11 protein-coding genes and 1 rRNA gene are annotated in these 16,195 nt (G+C 69.3%); 4 read left to right on the top strand and 8 right to left on the bottom strand.

What is annotated here, in order from left to right:
• Positions 1-2: 2 nt before the first annotated feature.
• Positions 3-2,258 carry a discoidin domain-containing protein gene (locus tag QRX60_RS24460; RefSeq protein ID WP_286003108.1) on the bottom strand — a complete coding sequence of 752 codons (2,256 nt, stop codon included), beginning with the start codon at positions 2,256-2,258 and terminating at the stop codon, positions 3-5.
• Positions 2,259-2,456: 198 nt separating this feature from the next.
• On the opposite strand from QRX60_RS24460, the gene QRX60_RS24465 reads away from it, so the two are divergent.
• Together QRX60_RS24465 and QRX60_RS24470 are read left to right on the top strand one after the other, a co-directional pair.
• Positions 2,457-3,239, top strand: coding sequence for a class I SAM-dependent methyltransferase (locus QRX60_RS24465; RefSeq protein WP_286003109.1), 783 nt, complete (start codon positions 2,457-2,459; stop codon positions 3,237-3,239).
• Complete coding sequence (locus QRX60_RS24470; protein ID WP_286003110.1) at positions 3,236-4,174, top strand: alpha/beta hydrolase fold domain-containing protein; 939 nt, start codon at positions 3,236-3,238, stop codon at positions 4,172-4,174. The genes QRX60_RS24465 and QRX60_RS24470 overlap by 4 nt, the downstream gene beginning before the upstream one ends.
• Here QRX60_RS24470 and QRX60_RS24475 read toward each other — a convergent pair.
• The 5 genes from QRX60_RS24475 to QRX60_RS24495 all read right to left on the bottom strand — a co-directional run bounded on the left by QRX60_RS24475 (position 4,140) and on the right by QRX60_RS24495 (position 10,878).
• The gene (locus QRX60_RS24475) at positions 4,140-5,888 is read right to left on the bottom strand and encodes a choline/carnitine O-acyltransferase (protein WP_286003111.1); all 1,749 of its coding nucleotides are present in this window, start codon (positions 5,886-5,888) and stop codon (positions 4,140-4,142) included. The genes QRX60_RS24470 and QRX60_RS24475 overlap by 35 nt on opposite strands.
• Positions 5,885-6,712, bottom strand: a complete 828-nt coding sequence (locus tag QRX60_RS24480; RefSeq protein ID WP_286003112.1) for a class I SAM-dependent methyltransferase — start codon at positions 6,710-6,712, stop codon at positions 5,885-5,887. Before QRX60_RS24480 ends, QRX60_RS24475 begins: the two co-directional genes overlap by 4 nt.
• 16 nt (positions 6,713-6,728) lie before the next feature.
• The gene (locus QRX60_RS24485) at positions 6,729-7,586 is read right to left on the bottom strand and encodes a HalD/BesD family halogenase (protein WP_286003113.1); all 858 of its coding nucleotides are present in this window, start codon (positions 7,584-7,586) and stop codon (positions 6,729-6,731) included.
• 112 nt (positions 7,587-7,698) lie between these two features.
• Complete coding sequence (locus QRX60_RS24490) at positions 7,699-8,148, bottom strand: DUF4232 domain-containing protein (protein ID WP_286003114.1); 450 nt, start codon at positions 8,146-8,148, stop codon at positions 7,699-7,701.
• Between the two features lie 132 nt (positions 8,149-8,280).
• Positions 8,281-10,878, bottom strand: a complete 2,598-nt coding sequence (locus QRX60_RS24495; protein WP_286003115.1) for a bifunctional FO biosynthesis protein CofGH — start codon at positions 10,876-10,878, stop codon at positions 8,281-8,283.
• A gap of 153 nt (positions 10,879-11,031) precedes the next feature.
• On the opposite strand from QRX60_RS24495, the gene QRX60_RS24500 reads away from it, so the two are divergent.
• Positions 11,032-12,588: an IS1634 family transposase gene (locus tag QRX60_RS24500; RefSeq protein ID WP_286003116.1), complete on the top strand. Its 1,557-nt coding sequence runs from the start codon at positions 11,032-11,034 to the stop codon at positions 12,586-12,588.
• Here the strand turns inward: QRX60_RS24500 and QRX60_RS24505 are convergent.
• Positions 12,573-13,334: an SDR family oxidoreductase gene (locus QRX60_RS24505; protein ID WP_286003117.1), complete on the bottom strand. Its 762-nt coding sequence runs from the start codon at positions 13,332-13,334 to the stop codon at positions 12,573-12,575. The two genes, QRX60_RS24500 and QRX60_RS24505, sit on opposite strands and share 16 nt — an antisense overlap.
• Positions 13,331-14,119: an alpha/beta fold hydrolase gene (locus tag QRX60_RS24510; RefSeq protein WP_286003118.1), complete on the bottom strand. Its 789-nt coding sequence runs from the start codon at positions 14,117-14,119 to the stop codon at positions 13,331-13,333. Before QRX60_RS24510 ends, QRX60_RS24505 begins: the two co-directional genes overlap by 4 nt.
• A 464-nt stretch (positions 14,120-14,583) precedes the next feature.
• Between QRX60_RS24510 and QRX60_RS24515 the strand changes: the two genes are divergently transcribed.
• Positions 14,584-16,103: ribosomal RNA gene (locus QRX60_RS24515) — 16S ribosomal RNA — on the top strand.
• Positions 16,104-16,195 lie beyond the last annotated feature (92 nt).

A 16,195-nucleotide genomic window follows, 5' to 3' on the forward strand; every position in this document is an offset into this window, starting at 1 on the left:
GGTCAGGAGGAGTAGGCCTCGAGTTCGGACAGCTGACCCGCGGGCCAGCCGGTGTTGCCGGTGAAGGTCAGCTGCAGCGTGCGCGCCGACGTCGCCGGGAAGGTGATGGTTGCGGTGTTGCCGGTCGCGGGGTCGAACGTGTAGCCCGCGGCGGCCTTGACGCCGTCGACCGAGATCGTCTGCGTGCGGGTGCCCCACGCCGACGACGGCGGCAGCTTCAGCACCAGCCGCGAGACGCTGACCGTGGCCCCGAAGTCGACGGTCAGCGACTGCGGGAACGCGTTGTTCGCGCTCTCCCAGTAGGAGTTCGCGTCCCCGTCGACGGCGTTGCCCGGCGGGAAGCCACCCTGGGACGCCGACGCCGTGATGCTCTTGTGCAGCGCCAGGTTCCCGGTCGGCTGAGTCGTGGTCGTGGTGGTCGGCGGCGTGGTGGGCGTCGTCGTGGTCCCGCCGTTGTCGGAGCCGTAGACCGGCGTCGGCCACGAGCCGCAGAACGTCGTCGACCAGCCCGAGTTGCCACCCTGGTCGGCCAGGCCGGCCATCGCGTCCGGGCCCATGCAGTTGTAGACGCCGGCCCGGCCGATGCCGCTCGCGACGACGTTCTTGACCGAACCCGTCGGCTTCGCCTGGATCTGCCACGCGAAGGTGCCCGCCCCGGTGATCCGGACGTTGGTGAAGTGGACGTCCGTGGTGGCGCTGTCGATGAACTGGATGGCCTCGTAGTTGTTGTCCTGCAGGTCGAGGTCGGTGACGTCGACGCGGCCGGTGATCGCCGAGTCGCGGCCGTCGAACCACAGCGCGCCGACGCCGAACTGCCAGTTCGAGTCGAGGACGCCGGTGCGGATCGCGGTGGTGCGCGCGACGGTCGTGGTGCCCGAGAGCGGGACCGCGCTGAACCGGTTGGCGATGTGGATGCCGCCGCCCTGGTCCTGGTTGTCGGCCACGACGTTGTCGGACACGGTGTTGTCGTGCCCGCCGTAGATCGCGATGTTGTTCGCGAGGATCGGCAGCAGCACGGTGTTGAAGGAGAACGTGTTGTGGTGGTCGGCGTCGTGCTCGGACCACATCGCGAGGCCGTCGTCGCCGGTGTTGCGCAGGAAGTTGTTGGTCACCGTGACGTTGCTGATGCCCTGGTGCAGGTTCAGCCCGTCGGCGGTCTGGTCGAGGATCCGGTTGCCGGACACGGTGAGCCCGTCGAACGGCCCGTCGAGCCACAACCCGACCTTCGTGTGCTGCAGCCACAGGTTCTGCACGACCGACCCACCGCCCAGCGCACCGCCGATGGCGTTCGACTGGTCGCAGTCGACGCGGGCGTCGACCTGGCCGATGATCGCGAAGTCGTAGAGCTTCACCGCGCTGCTGGTGCCCGGGATCGCGGCGTTGCCGGGATACGTCGAGGTGCCGCAGCTGGCCGGTTCGCCCTTGCCGAAGATCCCGGCGCGCGGGCCGGTCAGCACGGAGTACCACGGGCCGGCGCCGCGGATCGTCACCTGGTCGACGGTGACGTGGTGGCCGAGGGTGAAGGTCCCGGACGGGATCCAGACTTCCTTGCCCTGGCTGCGAGCCGCGGCGACCGCCGAGTCGAACGCCGAAGCGTCGTCGCTCGTGTCTCCCGCGGTCGCACCGTAGTCGGTGACGGACACCGAGTTCGCCGGCCGCGTGGCCGCCGCGCCGACCTGCTCGAAGTCGGCGAGATCCACCGTCGCCGGGACGTCGCCCGCGTCGACCTGCAGCTTGATCTTGGTGCCGGCCGGGTATGACGTGCCGAGCAGCGCGCGGGTCTCGTCGTAGAAGTGGTGCGCGTGGCCGTCACCCGGGTTGTTGGTGAACGGGTACGAGCCGTAGTACCAGGCCCACTTCGACGTCAGCGCGATGTCGCGGTTGTGGGCACCGCCGACGTAGAGCGAGATCGTCCCGTTCACGGAGTCCGGGACGCTGTACCGGAAGTCGATCGAGTTCGCCGGCGCGGTGAGGGTGAACTCGACGTACTGGCCCTGGCCGGACAGCGTCACGGCTTTGCGGCCGGATGCTTCGCCGGCGAGCGTGCCCGCGGCGCGGTTCGGGCCGATGACCGAACCGTTCGTCGCGGCGGTTTCGGCTTCCTGTTCGACGAAGGGCACGCTCGCGCCGCGACCGGCCGCGAGCGCCGAACTTCCCGCCGGGGCGGCGGCGATCGTGAGTCCGACGGCAGCGACCACGGCGGCGGCTGATGCGCCGTAGCGGATTTTGGGCGCGCTGAAGACAGAGCTGGGAGACATGGGCGGCACTGGCCTTTCCGCAGCAGGTGGGGACCTCTGTGATCCGGATCATACGAATCGCGGACAGGAAATCGCAATACTTGGACGAACTTACGCAAGTTTGCGACAGGAATTGACGACTGCGCCGGATGCCCGACGCTCGCTTACGCCCGGTGGAGCAACGCCGGCGCCGTCGGGGAGCGCTGATAGTTTTCGGGCATGAGCCAGCGACGTGCGGACGGCAGCGCCGGGGACGCGGACTACGGCGCGATCGGCGGGGTCTACACCGACTACCGCAAGCCGGATCCGCGCATCGGCCAGTACATCCTCGACGCACTGGGGGACGCGCGGACCGTGCTCAACGTCGGCGCGGGCGCCGGTGCCTACGAGCCCGCCGACCGCGAGGTGACCGCGGTCGAGCCGTCCGCGTCGATGCGCGCGCAGCGCCCGGCCGGCCTGCCGCCGGCGATCGACGCCGTGGCCGAGAAGCTCCCGTTCCCGGACCGGGCGTTCGAGGGCGCGATGAGCACGTTCAGCGTCCACCAGTGGAACGACCTGTGGACCGGGCTGAAGGAGATGCGCCGGGTCACCCGCGGCCCGATCGCCATCCTGACCTGCGACCCGGCCCTGCTGCGGCGGTTCTGGCTGCTCGACTACGCGCCCGAGGTGATCGAGACCGAAGCGCGGCGCTACCCCTCGGTCGACGACATCGCCGACGGGCTCGGCGGCCACACCTCGATCGTCCCGGTGCCCATCCCGATCGACTGCACGGACGGCTTCAACGAGGCCTACTACGCGCGCCCGGAACGCCTGCTCGACCCGGGCGCGCGGCTGTCGTGCTCGGCGTGGAGCTTCGTCGACGACCGCGTGCACCACCGCTTCGCCGCCGAGCTGCAGCACGACCTCGACGACGGCACCTGGGAACGCCGCTACGGGCGCCTGCGCGAGCAGCCGACGTTCGAGGGCTCGCTGGTCCTCGTCGTCTCGGACCCCACGCAGTGACGCCACCGCCGTTCGACCCGGAGCTGGCGCCGGTCGTCGAAACCCTGCGTGCCCTCCGCCCGCCGCTGGCGACGCTCGCCGACATCCCCGGCCGCCGTGAGCTGAACGCCGCCGAGCACCGGACCGTCGAAGAGCTGGCCGCCGCGTACCCGGAACACAAGGTGACCGAGGAGTACGCGGGGGACGTCCCGCTGCTGGTGCTGACACCGGCGTCGAGCGCGGGTGTCCTGTACTACGTCCACGGCGGCGGCACGATCGTCGGCAGCCACCTCGGCCAGGACGTGCCGAACCTGCTGGACTGGGCGGGCGGGCTCGGCCTGACGATCGTCTCGCCGGGCTACCGGCTGGCGCCCGAGCACCCGTACCCGGTGCCGGTCGAGGACTGCTACGCCGGTCTCTTGTGGACGGTCGAGCACTGCGCCGGCGCGGTCGTGGTCGGCGGCATCAGCGCGGGCGGCGGGCTCGCGGCGGCCACGGCGCTGCTCGCCCGCGACCGCGGCGGGCCGTCGCTCGCCGGGCAGCTGCTGATCTGCCCGATGCTCGACGACCGCAACGACACGCCCTCGGCCGTCGACCTCGACGGCCGCGGCTTGTGGGACCGCACGGCGAACAACGTCGGCTGGACGGCCTACCTGGGCGACCGCCGCGGCACGGACGACGTCCCGGCCTACGCGGCCGCGGCCCGCGCTTCCGATCTCGCGGGGTTGCCGCCGGCGTTCCTCGACGTCGGCACGGCGGAGACGTTCCGCGACGAGGTCGTCGCCTACGCGAGCCGGATCTGGCGGGCGGGCGGCGAAGCCGAGCTGCACGTCTGGCCCGGCGGCTTCCACGGCTTCGACTCGCTGGCCCCGCAGGCGCAGGTCAGCCGGGCCGCGCGCGCGGCCCGGCTGACCTGGTTGCTCAAGCGCCTGCCAGCAGTTCCTGCAGCTCGCTGACGGCCTTCGTGAGCTCGTCGGCGAAGCGGTACATCTCGGCCGAGACGTGCTTCGGCGTGCTGAGGTAGATGTTCCAGCGGTCCGGCAGCAGCACGTACGCGATGCCGATGCACTGCGGGCTCGTCGAGCCGAACCCGAAGTACTGGATGTTGACCGACGGCGCCGAGCTGGTGCTCAGGTAGTCGTCACGCATCTTCAGCCAGCCCGGTGAGCTGTAGAGCGCCGGCACCGAAGTGTCGCCGCGACGCTTCCCGATCAGCTGCAGCTCCCACAGGTGCTGCTCCGGCGCGTCCCCGGCCTGGCACTCCTTCGCCCGCGAGACGTGCTTCACGGCCGCCGTGCGGAACGCTTCGCGTTTCTCGTCGGCCGAAGCGTTCTCGTCGGTCAGGACGTCGGCGAAGCGCACGACCTCGGGCGTGACGACGCGCATGGCCTCGGTGCGGCCGTTCCGGAACTGCCGCGTCGCGATCGACTCGTACGTCGCTCCGGTCAGGCCCTTCGCACGGCGGTGCGCCAGCTGGTACGCCATCTGCGCGAAGGCGTCCGGCGACATCTTGAGCTCCTTCGCGCGGTTGGCGCCGAAGCCGAACGACACCGTCTGCGTCGCCGTCGCGTCCGCGTACGCCCTGAAGGCCGCTCCGGCCGCACGAGCGTCTTCGCGCAGGGCGTCGGTCAGCGTGAACTCGACGACTTCGTAGCCGGGAACGCCCTCGGCCGCTTCGCGCGGCTCCCGCGATCCGCTCAGCAGCGCGTCGGTGAAGCCGAGGATCGTGGTGCCGTCGAGTTCGCAGTGCTCGACGTTGATCCCCGCGGTGCCGTCCTCGAACACGATCAGCGACACGGCCTTGTCGTACCAGCGGTTGTCGCCGTACAGCAGGCGGTCGCTCGCTTCCTGGGCGTTCGACGGCGTGAAGTCGTCCAGGCACAGGCAGAACAGTGCCGTCTCGATGGTCTCGAGCGCTTCGGCGTTGCCGGCTTCGAGCAGTGCCTTGCGGCTGACCGCCCACTCCGCACGGGCCTTGGTGGTGAAGTGCCCGGCCGGGACGTCGGCGACGTGGCCGTCCTTGAGGATCGCGCGCAGGCCGTCCGCGATCTGCTCCGGCGAATGGGGCCGGCCGTCCGCGGCGATGACGTCCATCCGGAAGGGCGTGTCGCGGTGGAACACGACGATGTGCCGCTCGGGCGACGGGAACCGCGTGCGCGCGGTGTCCAGCAGCTCGCCCGGGATGCGTGTCGCCGAGAACAGGTACTGGTGCTGCACCATCGACTGCGGCTCGCCGCGCAGCAGCACCGGCGGCACCAGTTCGTCGTCGAGCTTCAGCTTGTAGTCCACGGCGGACGCGGTCAGCTCGGCCGCGCGCTCCACCTGACCCAGCGGGGAATCCTGGAACAGGAAGAAGAAGTTGGCGTTGAGCGCGATCCGGTCGCGGCGGCCGAGGTAGCGGTACGGCCAGAACGTGTCGAGCCAGCTGTGCACCCCCGGCGACCGGTCGTACTCCTCGAGCGCGGCCTGCAGCCCGTGCGCGGGACTGTCCGGCGCCAGGAACTGCGCGACGGTCGCTTCGGTCTCGGCCAGCTCGTCCGGCGTCAGCAGCGGCGCGCACCACTCGAGGAAGCGGCGGCCGCTGTCCTCCAGCGTGGGGACGGGGACGCGGGGGAGCCGGTCCTCGTTGCCGAAGGTGCGGGTGGACCATTCCGGACTGCTCACGGTCATCCTTCTTGCTCGGGAGTGGCGAGCGTGGCCGCGAGCTCGGCGGCCGCGCCTTCAGGACGGGAAACATACAGCTGCGCGTACAGCCAGCCGTCGGACTCCACACCGGTCGGGTCGACCCCGGCGGCGTCGAGGGTGTCGAGGATCTGTGTCCGCTCTTCGGCGGAGGCGAACCGCCGCTGCCGGAACACGCCCGGCACCTGCGCGGTCTCGTACCCGAGCCCGGCCAGGCTGTCGGCGACCGGGTCGTAGGAGAACATCCGCAGCACGAAGTGCGCCATCCACGGCCGCGAGCCGCGCGCGATCCGGGTGATCGTCTTCTCGGTGACGTAGCCGACGCAGCCGGTCGAGATCACCAGGTCGACGTCGTCGAGCAGTTTCCGCTGGGTGCCGTCCGGGTCGTCGCGTTCGAAGTCCGCGTGGATCGCCTCGTCGAGGAACCCGGCGGAAAGCGCGTACTCGAGCGCCGGCTCCGACGCGTCGAGGCCGAAGAACTTCACGCCGCCCGGGCCGGTGACGCGGGCCCGGGCGGCCTCGATCAGCTCCGCGTGACTCAGCGCCAGCACGTCCGGGGCGGTGTAGTGCGCGTAGAGCTCGTCCATCGTGGCGTCGCAGCGCCGGAGCGCGGCGTTGACGCCGTACGAGCACCCGACGTCGAGCACGGTCGGGGACTCGGCCGGGTGTTCGCCGATCAGCTTCGCGAAGTACGGCTTCGCCAGCTGCGGAATGTGGTAGTCCACGCGCCGCAACGTCCCGAAGAACGGGCGGGGGTCGGGTGCGGTGTAGATGTGGTCGAACGAGATCTTGCCGGTCGAGTCGAAAGGCACAGGCCAGGCTCCTGATCTAGTCGAGCAGCTCGTCGCCCCGGTCGGTGCGCCCGGCGAGGTGGACCGGCAGGACCCGGCCGAACAACTGCCTGGTCCGCTCCGCGCTGCCGACGACCCCCGGGCGCTCGCTGTAGGCGAAGATCGCGGAATGACGCGCGACCTCGCCTCTCACCGTACTGACCCGGTGCAAGGCGAAGCGCCCTTGGAACAGCTGAAGATCGCCCGGACGGAGGCCCAGCCGCTGGACCGAACGGGTTTTTTCGCCGGACAGCACGGCCCGGACGTCGGCGAAGTTCTCGGCCTCGGCGGAGCGGATGTTCGGGCAGTACTCGAAGGTGCCGCCGTCGTCCGCGGCCTGCGTCAGCATGCTGACGGTGTAGGAGTTCGTGTCGAAGTGCCACGGGTGCGCGCGGCCGGGCGCGATCACGTTCAGCGTCAGCCCGGACAGCGGGTCGGCGAGCTCGTGCAGCTCCGGCAGCCCGAAGCAGTCGGCGACGAACCGCTGGAACACCGGGCTGGTGTAGAGCCTGCTGATGAGCGACGACGCCGGGATGCGGTCGCGCGCGACGAAGGCGTTGCCGCGCTCCATGATCGTCCGGCCCGGGTGGTCTTCGGGCAGCGGCTCGTCGATCGCGGTGTTGTACGCGTTGACCTTTTCGATCTTCGTGTACGCGTGCGGTTCGAGCGCGGCGCATTCGTTCCGGAGGACGTCGCGCAGCTCGGGCCGGATGAAGTCGGCGAGCACGCTGCAGCCGACGTCGGCGAGGTCCGAGCGGGTGCGCTCGACCGTCTCCCGCCAGGCAGCGCTTCCCGGGTCGGTGAGGGGGTAGCGGTCGGTGTCGACCATTTCCGGCGCGGCCACGGAGGTGCTCATCGAAGTCCCTTCCGGCGGGTGAAGCTTCGGTGCTTGCCCTGGTCGTGAGGGAAAGAGTTAGCACATGTCCCCGGTGGTCAACCGTGGGTTTGTGAGCGGTGACACAAGGTCATCAGGTGCCGATTCCGGTGGCCCACGAGCTGACGGTGACGGAGTCCGTGGTGCCCAGATCGGTGTCCAGCGGCTGTTTCTGCGCGGGTTCGCCGGGAACCGGGACGACCGAGATCGCCGCGCCGGTGTGCTTGTCGCCGGTGGTCACCGTGGCCGACCACGCCAGCACGGCCACGACCTTCTCGCCGGGCTTCAGCGTGACGTCTTGCGGGCCGAGATCGCGCGCGAAGTAGGACGTCCCGTGCTCGACCTTCACCTCGACGACCGCGCCGGTGGCGTCGAGCAGCTTCAGGTCCGGGTAGCCGGTGACCTTGCGCGGCCCACTGTCCCGGTTGGTCAGCGTCAGGACGCTCGCGCGGTGCCCGAGCCCGGCTTCGACCTGGCCGACCGAAAGCGACAGTCCGGTCGACGGCGGTGGCGCGTAGGTCGGGCTCGGTGTCGTCGTGGGCACCGGCACGGGCGGTGGAGGCGGCGTAGTGCCGCAACCCGCGAGAAGCGCGACGAAGAGAAGTGGTGCGAAGCGGAAAACCCCCATGCGCCGGAAGAGTAGCGGGCGCCCCGGAGCCGGGCGCCCGCTACCGTCTTACGGCGTCAGCAGCGGCAGGAGCGGCTTGCGCACCGCCGTCGCGACGCCGTCCGAAGCCTCCGCCGCGGCGATGCGCTCGGCGGTCGGCCTGCCGTAGCCGGTCGTGCGCTGCACCAGCGGGCGGCCCAGCGGCTCGACCATCGCGCGCATGTCGCTGATCGTCTTGTACGACCCGTTGGACGCGCCGGCCATCCGGCTGATCGTCTCCTCCATCAGCGTGCCGCCGATGTCGTTGACGCCGCCCTGCAGCACCGCGCGGCTGCCTTCGGTGCCGAGCTTCACCCAGGAGCTCTGGATGTTGTCGATCATGCCGTGCAGCAGCAGCCGGGCCAGCGCGTGCACCGCCCGGTTCTCGTTCTGCGTCGCGCCCGGGCGGGCCAGGCCGGCGAGGTAGATCGGCGAGCTCTGGTGGATGAACGGCAGCAGCACGAACTCGCTGAACCCGCGCCGCCCGTGCTTCTCCAGGCCTTCGCGCTGCAGCCGCGCGAGCAGCTTCAGGTGCGCGACCCAGTGGGCCGGGGTGTCGACGTGGCCGTACATCATCGTGGACGTCGTCGGCAGCCCGATCTCGTGCGCGGTGGTGACGACCTTGATCCACTCCGACGTCGGCAGCTTGCCCTTGGTGAGCACCCAGCGGACGTCGTCGTCGAGGATCTCCGCGGCCGTGCCCGGCAGCGAGTCGACACCGGCTTCCTTGGCCTTGATGAGCCAGTCCTTCAGCGACAGGTTGGTGCGGGACGCGCCGTTCACGACCTCCATCGGGCTGTAGGAGTGCAGGTGGATCTCCGGCTGCCGGCGCTTGACCTCGGCCGCGAGGTCGAAGTACGCGGTGCCCGGCAGGTCCGGGTGGATGCCGCCCTGCATGCAGATCTCGGTCGCGCCCGCGGCCCACGCCTCGTCGACGCGGTCGCCGACCTGCTCCAGCGAGAGCGTGTACGCGTCGGCGTCGGTGCGACGCTGCGCGAAGGCGCAGAAGCGGCAACCCGTGTAGCAGACGTTGGTGAAGTTGATGTTCCGCGTGACGACGAAGGTGACGTCGTCGCCGACCGTCTCGCGCCGCAGGTCGTCGGCGAGCTTCGTGAACGCGTCCAGTTCCTTGCCCTCGGCGGACAGCAGCGCGAGCGCGGCGTCGTCGGACAGCCCGGCGGGGTCCTTTTCCGCACTGCGCAACGCTTCCAGGACGGTGGAGTCGAACTTCTGCGGCCCGGTCTTGATCCGGTCGCCGATCTCCTTCCAGTCCCCGTAGACCGAGTCGAAGTCGCTGCGGCGGTCTTCCGTCCGACCGGTGGTGTCGATCTCGGTGTGCAGGTCGGTGCGCCCGGACTCCTGCCAGCCGCCGTCCGGCTCCTGCCACGGGATGCCGACCGGCAGCGCGCCCTCGCGGGCCATCCCGGTCGCCGGGTCGACGAGCGCGGCGACGTGCCGGGTGATCCGCGGGTCCAGCCACGGCTCGCCGGCGTTGACGTACTCGGGGTAGATCGTGAGCCGTTCCTTGAGCTCGAAGCCGGCCTTCTCGGTGCGGCGCGCCAGCTCGTCGATCTGCGGCCACGCGCGTTCCGGGTTGACGTGGTCCGGGGTCAGCGGCGAGACACCGCCCCAGTCGTCGATGCCGGCCCGGATCATCAGGTCGTACTGGTTGCCGATCAGGTTCGGCGGCGCCTGGATGCGCATCTTCGGGCCGAGCACGAGCCGCGCCACGGCGATGTTCGCGGCCAGCTCCTCGAGATCGGCGTCCGGGGTCGCGCGCATCTTCGTGTCCGGCTTGGCCCGGAAGTTCTGCACGATGACTTCCTGGATGCCGCCGTAGGTCTTGGCGACCTTGCGGATCTCGAACAGCGCGTCCGCGCGCTCCTCGTGCGTCTCGCCGATGCCGATCAGCACGCCGGTGGTGAACGGGACGCTGCTGCGCCCGGCGTCTTCGAGGACGCGCAGCCGCACGGCCGGATCCTTGTCGGGGGACCCGTAGTGCGGGCCGCCCTTCTCGCTCCACAGCCGGGTCGCGGTCGTCTCCAGCATCATGCCCATCGACGGCGCGACCGGCTTGAGCCGCTGGAAGTCCTGCCAGGACAGGACCCCGGGGTTGAGGTGCGGCAGCAGGCCGGTCTCCTCCAGCACCCGGATCGCCATCGCGCGGACGTAGGAGAGCGTGTCGTCGTAGCCGTGCGCGTCCAGCCAGTCGCGGGCGGCCTTCCAGCGGTCCTCCGGCCGGTCGCCGAGGGTGAAGAGGGCTTCCTTGCAGCCCATCTCGGCACCCTTGCGGGCGATGTCGAGGACCTCGTCCGGGGACAGGAACGGCGATTCCAGCCGGCCCGGCACCGTGACGAACGTGCAGTAGCCGCAGCGGTCGCGGCACAGCCGGGTCAGGGGGATGAACACCTTGCGGCTGTAGGTGATGATGCCGGCGCGGCCGGCCTCGGCCAGGCCCGCGTCGCGGATGCGCGACGCGTACTCGGAAAGCTGGGTGAGGTTGTCCCCGCGGGCGTGCAGCAGGACGCTCGCTTCGGCTACGTCCAGTGTCTTCCCGTCACGCGCCCGGGCGAGCGCGCGGCGCATCGCGGAGGCGGTCGGGGTGGTGGCGTCGGGTTCGGGTCCCATTCCACCCACGCTAGGACCGTCCTCGCGGGACCAGCCAGTGTGTGTTGCGCACCCGGCTCACCCGATCGGTGCACGTGATCGTCGTCGCAGGTCAGCGCGCTCCACTGGTTGTCGATCACCGGCTCGGGGTGTATTACCTAAAGGGTGGCATCGGTGGTCGGCAAGAAGATCGGCGGACGGACGTACTACTACCTGGCGGAGTCCGGCCGGGTCGACGGCAAGCCGCGGGTGGTGACCCAGCGTTACCTCGGGACGGCCGAGGAGATCGCCCGCGCCGTCCCGGGCGGCGAACCCGCGTCGGCGTCGTACCGGACGTACGGCGACGTCGCCGCGGTGTGGGCGACCCTTTCGCGCCTCGACTTCGTCCGCCGCGTCGACGACGTCGCGGGTCCCCAGCGCGCGAAGCCGTCGCTGGGCCTGACGCTGGCGATCGCCGTGCTGCACCGGGCGACCGCCCCCGGCACTCCGCTCTCCGAGTGGTGGGCTTCGGGAGTGGCCGCGGACGTGGTGCGGCCCCGGGTGTCCACAGTGGAGGGATCGTGGCGGGCGCTGGAACGTCTCACCCCGGAACGCATCACGCGCATCGAGGACACGGTCGCCTCCGCCGTGCTGGCCACGCTCGACGACCACGCGGCGCTCGCCGTCGACGTCCCCCAGTTCGCCGCGTTCGCCCCGGCCGACTGCACGCTGCCCTCGGCGTGCCGGGGCGTGCTCGCCGGGGCGGGCCTGCGGGTGACCCGCGACGGCGCGATCCCGCTGGCGTCGAGGGTGTACCGCCGCGACGACGGCACGGCGCCGACGTTCGCTTCGCTGACCGCGGAGCTGGGCCCCGCGACGCTCGTCTTCCACTCCGGCCAGGCGGCCCAGCTCGACTTGGGCTCCCGCAGCGGGTTCGTCGGCTCGCTGCCGCTGACCGACCACCCCGAGCTGCTGACCCAGCCCGCGTCCGCGCGCAAGCGCGTCGACCCCGAGCGGTTCGCCGGCCTCACCGCCCTGGACACGCACGCGGTCGTCGACGGCGTCCGGCGGCGGGTGATCCTGACGCACTCGGCGACGCTGCACGCGGCGCAGTCCCGCGCGTTCGCCGACGAGCTGGCCACCGCGACCCGCGAGCTGGACGGCCTGGCCGGGGCGCTCGCGGCGGGCACCCACCGCGGCGACCGCGCCCAGGTTCACGCCGAGCTCGGCCGGGTGACGCGCGGCCGGCGCATCGAGCGCGTGCTGACCGCCGTGCTGAGCGGGAACCGGCCGGGGGAGATCCGGCTGGAACGGCGGATCGATTCTTCGGCTTTGGCCCGGCTGGACGAAGAGTTCTTCGGCAAGCAGGTGCTGGTCACCGACCGGGACTGGCCGATCGGGGACGTCGTCACGGCCTACCGGGCGCGGACCCACCTGGAGTCGACGTTCCGCTGGCTCACCGGCCCCGCCGTCCCCGGGCCGACCCCGCGCTGGGAGTGGACGCGGCAGCGGATCGCCGCGCACGGGCTGGTCTCGGTGCTCGCCGCGACCGTCACGCACCTGATGCGGCGCGAGGCCGACCGGGCCGGGATGAACCTGTCCGTGCGGGAGCTGCTCGACCAGCTGGCCGGCATCGGCGAGCTGGTGCTGCGCTACCCCTCCACCGGCGGCCGGCCGCGGACGAAGCGCCTGCCGACCGAGCGGGACCCGGCGCAGCAGGCGCTCTACGACCTGTTTCAGCTCTCGCGGTAGATCTGCAGCGCCGAGAAGCTCTGGACCACCGGCATCAGCTCGATGACGTTGATGTTCACGTGCTTCGGCTGGTTCGCGGCCCAGAAGACGGACTCGGCGACGTCGTCGGCGGTCAGCGGCGTCGTGCCCTGGTAGACCTTGTCCGCCTTGTCCTGGTCGCCGTCGAAGCGGACCTTCGAGAAGTCGGTGCCGCCGACCATGCCGGGCTCGACGTTGGTCACGCGGACGCCGGTGCCGTGCAGGTCGCTGCGCAGGTTGAGGCTGAACTGGTGGACGAACGCCTTGGTCGCGCCGTAGACGTTGCCGCCGGGGTAGGGGTAGGTGCCGGCGATCGAGCCGATGTTGATGACGTGGCCGCGGCCGCGCTCGACCATGCCGGGCAGCAGCGCGCGCGTCACGTGCGCGAGGCCGCGGACGTTGGTCGCGATCATCTCGTCCCAGTCCGCCAGGTCCGCCTTGTGCGCGGGCTCGAGGCCCTTCGCCAGGCCGGCGTTGTTGACCAGGACGTCCACCTGCTGCCAGTCCTGCGGCAGGTTTTCGACGGCGCTCTTCACCGCGTCGGGGTCGCTGACGTCGAGGGTCACCGGGAGGACGGCGTCGCCGAGCTCGGCGGCCAGCTTCTCGAGCTTGTCCGCACTGCGCGCGACGGCGATCACGCGGGCGCCCTCGGCGACGAACCGGCGCGCGATGGCGTCACCGAAGCCGGCGCTGGCGCCGGTCACGAACACGGTCTGCTGCTGGGTCATGAGGTGAACCTTATTCTGGTCAGGAAGGTGCTCAGCGCCTCGTTGAACTCGGTCTCGCGCTCCAGGTTAGGCAAGTGGCCCGCGCCCGCGACGACCACCAGGGCCGAACCGGCGATCTTCCGGTGGATGAGCTCGGCGTCGGCGACCGGGGTGAACTCGTCCTCGCTGCCGACGACCACCAGGGTGGGGACGGCGATCTTCGTCAGCCCCTCGGTGTAGTCGGGGCGTTCGGCACGTCCTCTGAGCGCGGCCGCGGCTCCTTCTCGAGGGGCGTTGCGCATCATCTTGCGGACGTGCGCTTCGACGTCCGGCCTGGTCGCGCGGGTCTGCTTCGAGATCATCTTGGGGAGGAGCTCGTCGGCGTAGCCGTGCATGCCCTCCTCGGTGATCCTCGCGGCGGTGTCGATGCGGGCCTGCTTCGCCGGCGGGGTGTCGAGGCCGGGGAAGGTGTCGGCCAGGACGAGGGCTTCCACGCGGCCCGGGTGGTCCTGGACCAGCTGCATGGCGATCTGGCCGCCCATGGAGAGACCGCCGAGGACGAAGCGGTGCATTCCCAGGTGGTCGGCCAGCTCGACGAGGTCGTTCGCGAAGACGTCGAGGCCGGTCTTGGTGCCGGTGCTCTCGGAGGTGCCGTAGCCGCGGAGGTCGGGGGTGACGACGCGGTGGCCCCGGGCCACGAGGTGCTCGGCCTGGGGCCGCCACATCGAGCGGTCGAAGGGGTGGCCGTGGACGAGGAGGACCGGACGGCCGTTCTCCGGGCCGAGGTCGTCGTACGCGAGGGTCATGCGGCCGACGCTAGGCGGAGCTTTGTCGCGGTGCAATACGGTGCAATGTACTCGGAGCAATGTTCTTTCCCGGCTCTTCCCCTGGCGCTCCGGCGCCCGCGGGTGCACACTGGGCCTCGGACGGGCTCCGTCATGGGGTCTGACCTGCGCTGATCTTGTTAAAGGACCCCCCTGTTTCGGGCCCTTTCGGGGCATGTAAAGTTCTCCAGGTCGCCAGGGAAACCGGGTGGCCGCCGGGACACGAACCAAGCTCTCGCTCGAAGCGATTGAGTGGGTGTCCCACCAAAAACTGCTAGGAATACTCGCTTCGGGTAAGGCCGCTTGACGGCGGTGCGACTCGGGGTGTGTTGCTTGAGAACTCAACAGTGTGCTAGTGAACTAAGCCAGTAGAGCTTATATGAAACCTCGTATGAGGTTCCTTTGAGAAAATCTAGATTGAGAAATAGTCTCGATCAAACTATTCATTGTTGGAGAGTTTGATCCTGGCTCAGGACGAACGCTGGCGGCGTGCTTAACACATGCAAGTCGAACGCTGAACCACTTTCGGGTGGGGATGAGTGGCGAACGGGTGAGTAACACGTGGGTAATCTGCCCTGCACTCTGGGATAAGCCTTGGAAACGAGGTCTAATACCGGATATCACAACGCTTCGCATGAAGTGTTGTTGAAAGTTCCGGCGGTGCAGGATGAACCCGCGGCCTATCAGCTTGTTGGTGGGGTAATGGCCTACCAAGGCGACGACGGGTAGCCGGCCTGAGAGGGTGACCGGCCACACTGGGACTGAGACACGGCCCAGACTCCTACGGGAGGCAGCAGTGGGGAATATTGCACAATGGGCGCAAGCCTGATGCAGCGACGCCGCGTGAGGGATGACGGCCTTCGGGTTGTAAACCTCTTTCGCCAGGGACGAAGCGCAAGTGACGGTACCTGGATAAGAAGCACCGGCTAACTACGTGCCAGCAGCCGCGGTAATACGTAGGGTGCAAGCGTTGTCCGGATTTATTGGGCGTAAAGAGCTCGTAGGCGGTTTGTCGCGTCGGCCGTGAAATCTCCACGCTTAACGTGGAGCGTGCGGTCGATACGGGCAGACTTGAGTTCGGTAGGGGAGACTGGAATTCCTGGTGTAGCGGTGAAATGCGCAGATATCAGGAGGAACACCGGTGGCGAAGGCGGGTCTCTGGGCCGATACTGACGCTGAGGAGCGAAAGCGTGGGGAGCGAACAGGATTAGATACCCTGGTAGTCCACGCTGTAAACGTTGGGCGCTAGGTGTGGGCGACATTCCACGTTGTCCGTGCCGTAGCTAACGCATTAAGCGCCCCGCCTGGGGAGTACGGCCGCAAGGCTAAAACTCAAAGGAATTGACGGGGGCCCGCACAAGCGGCGGAGCATGTGGATTAATTCGATGCAACGCGAAGAACCTTACCTGGGCTTGACATGCGCCAGACATCCCCAGAGATGGGGCTTCCCTTGTGGTTGGTGTACAGGTGGTGCATGGCTGTCGTCAGCTCGTGTCGTGAGATGTTGGGTTAAGTCCCGCAACGAGCGCAACCCTTATCCTACGTTGCCAGCGCGTTATGGCGGGGACTCGTGGGAGACTGCCGGGGTCAACTCGGAGGAAGGTGGGGATGACGTCAAGTCATCATGCCCCTTATGTCCAGGGCTTCACACATGCTACAATGGCTGGTACAGAGGGCTGCGATACCGCGAGGTGGAGCGAATCCCTTAAAGCCGGTCTCAGTTCGGATCGCAGTCTGCAACTCGACTGCGTGAAGTCGGAGTCGCTAGTAATCGCAGATCAGCAACGCTGCGGTGAATACGTTCCCGGGCCTTGTACACACCGCCCGTCACGTCATGAAAGTCGGTAACACCCGAAGCCCATGGCCCAACCCGCAAGGGAGGGAGTGGTCGAAGGTGGGACTGGCGATTGGGACGAAGTCGTAACAAGGTAGCCGTACCGGAAGGTGCGGCTGGATCACCTCCTTTCTAAGGAGCACAACACATCCACTCGGCCGGGATTCCCGGAACTACCGTGGTGGGGTGGCTGGAACTCAAGTGCCGAATGTGTGCTTGTTCCG

Origin of the sequence: Amycolatopsis mongoliensis (assembly GCF_030285665.1) — a bacterium.
GTDB classification, from domain to species: domain Bacteria; phylum Actinomycetota; class Actinomycetes; order Mycobacteriales; family Pseudonocardiaceae; genus Amycolatopsis; species Amycolatopsis mongoliensis.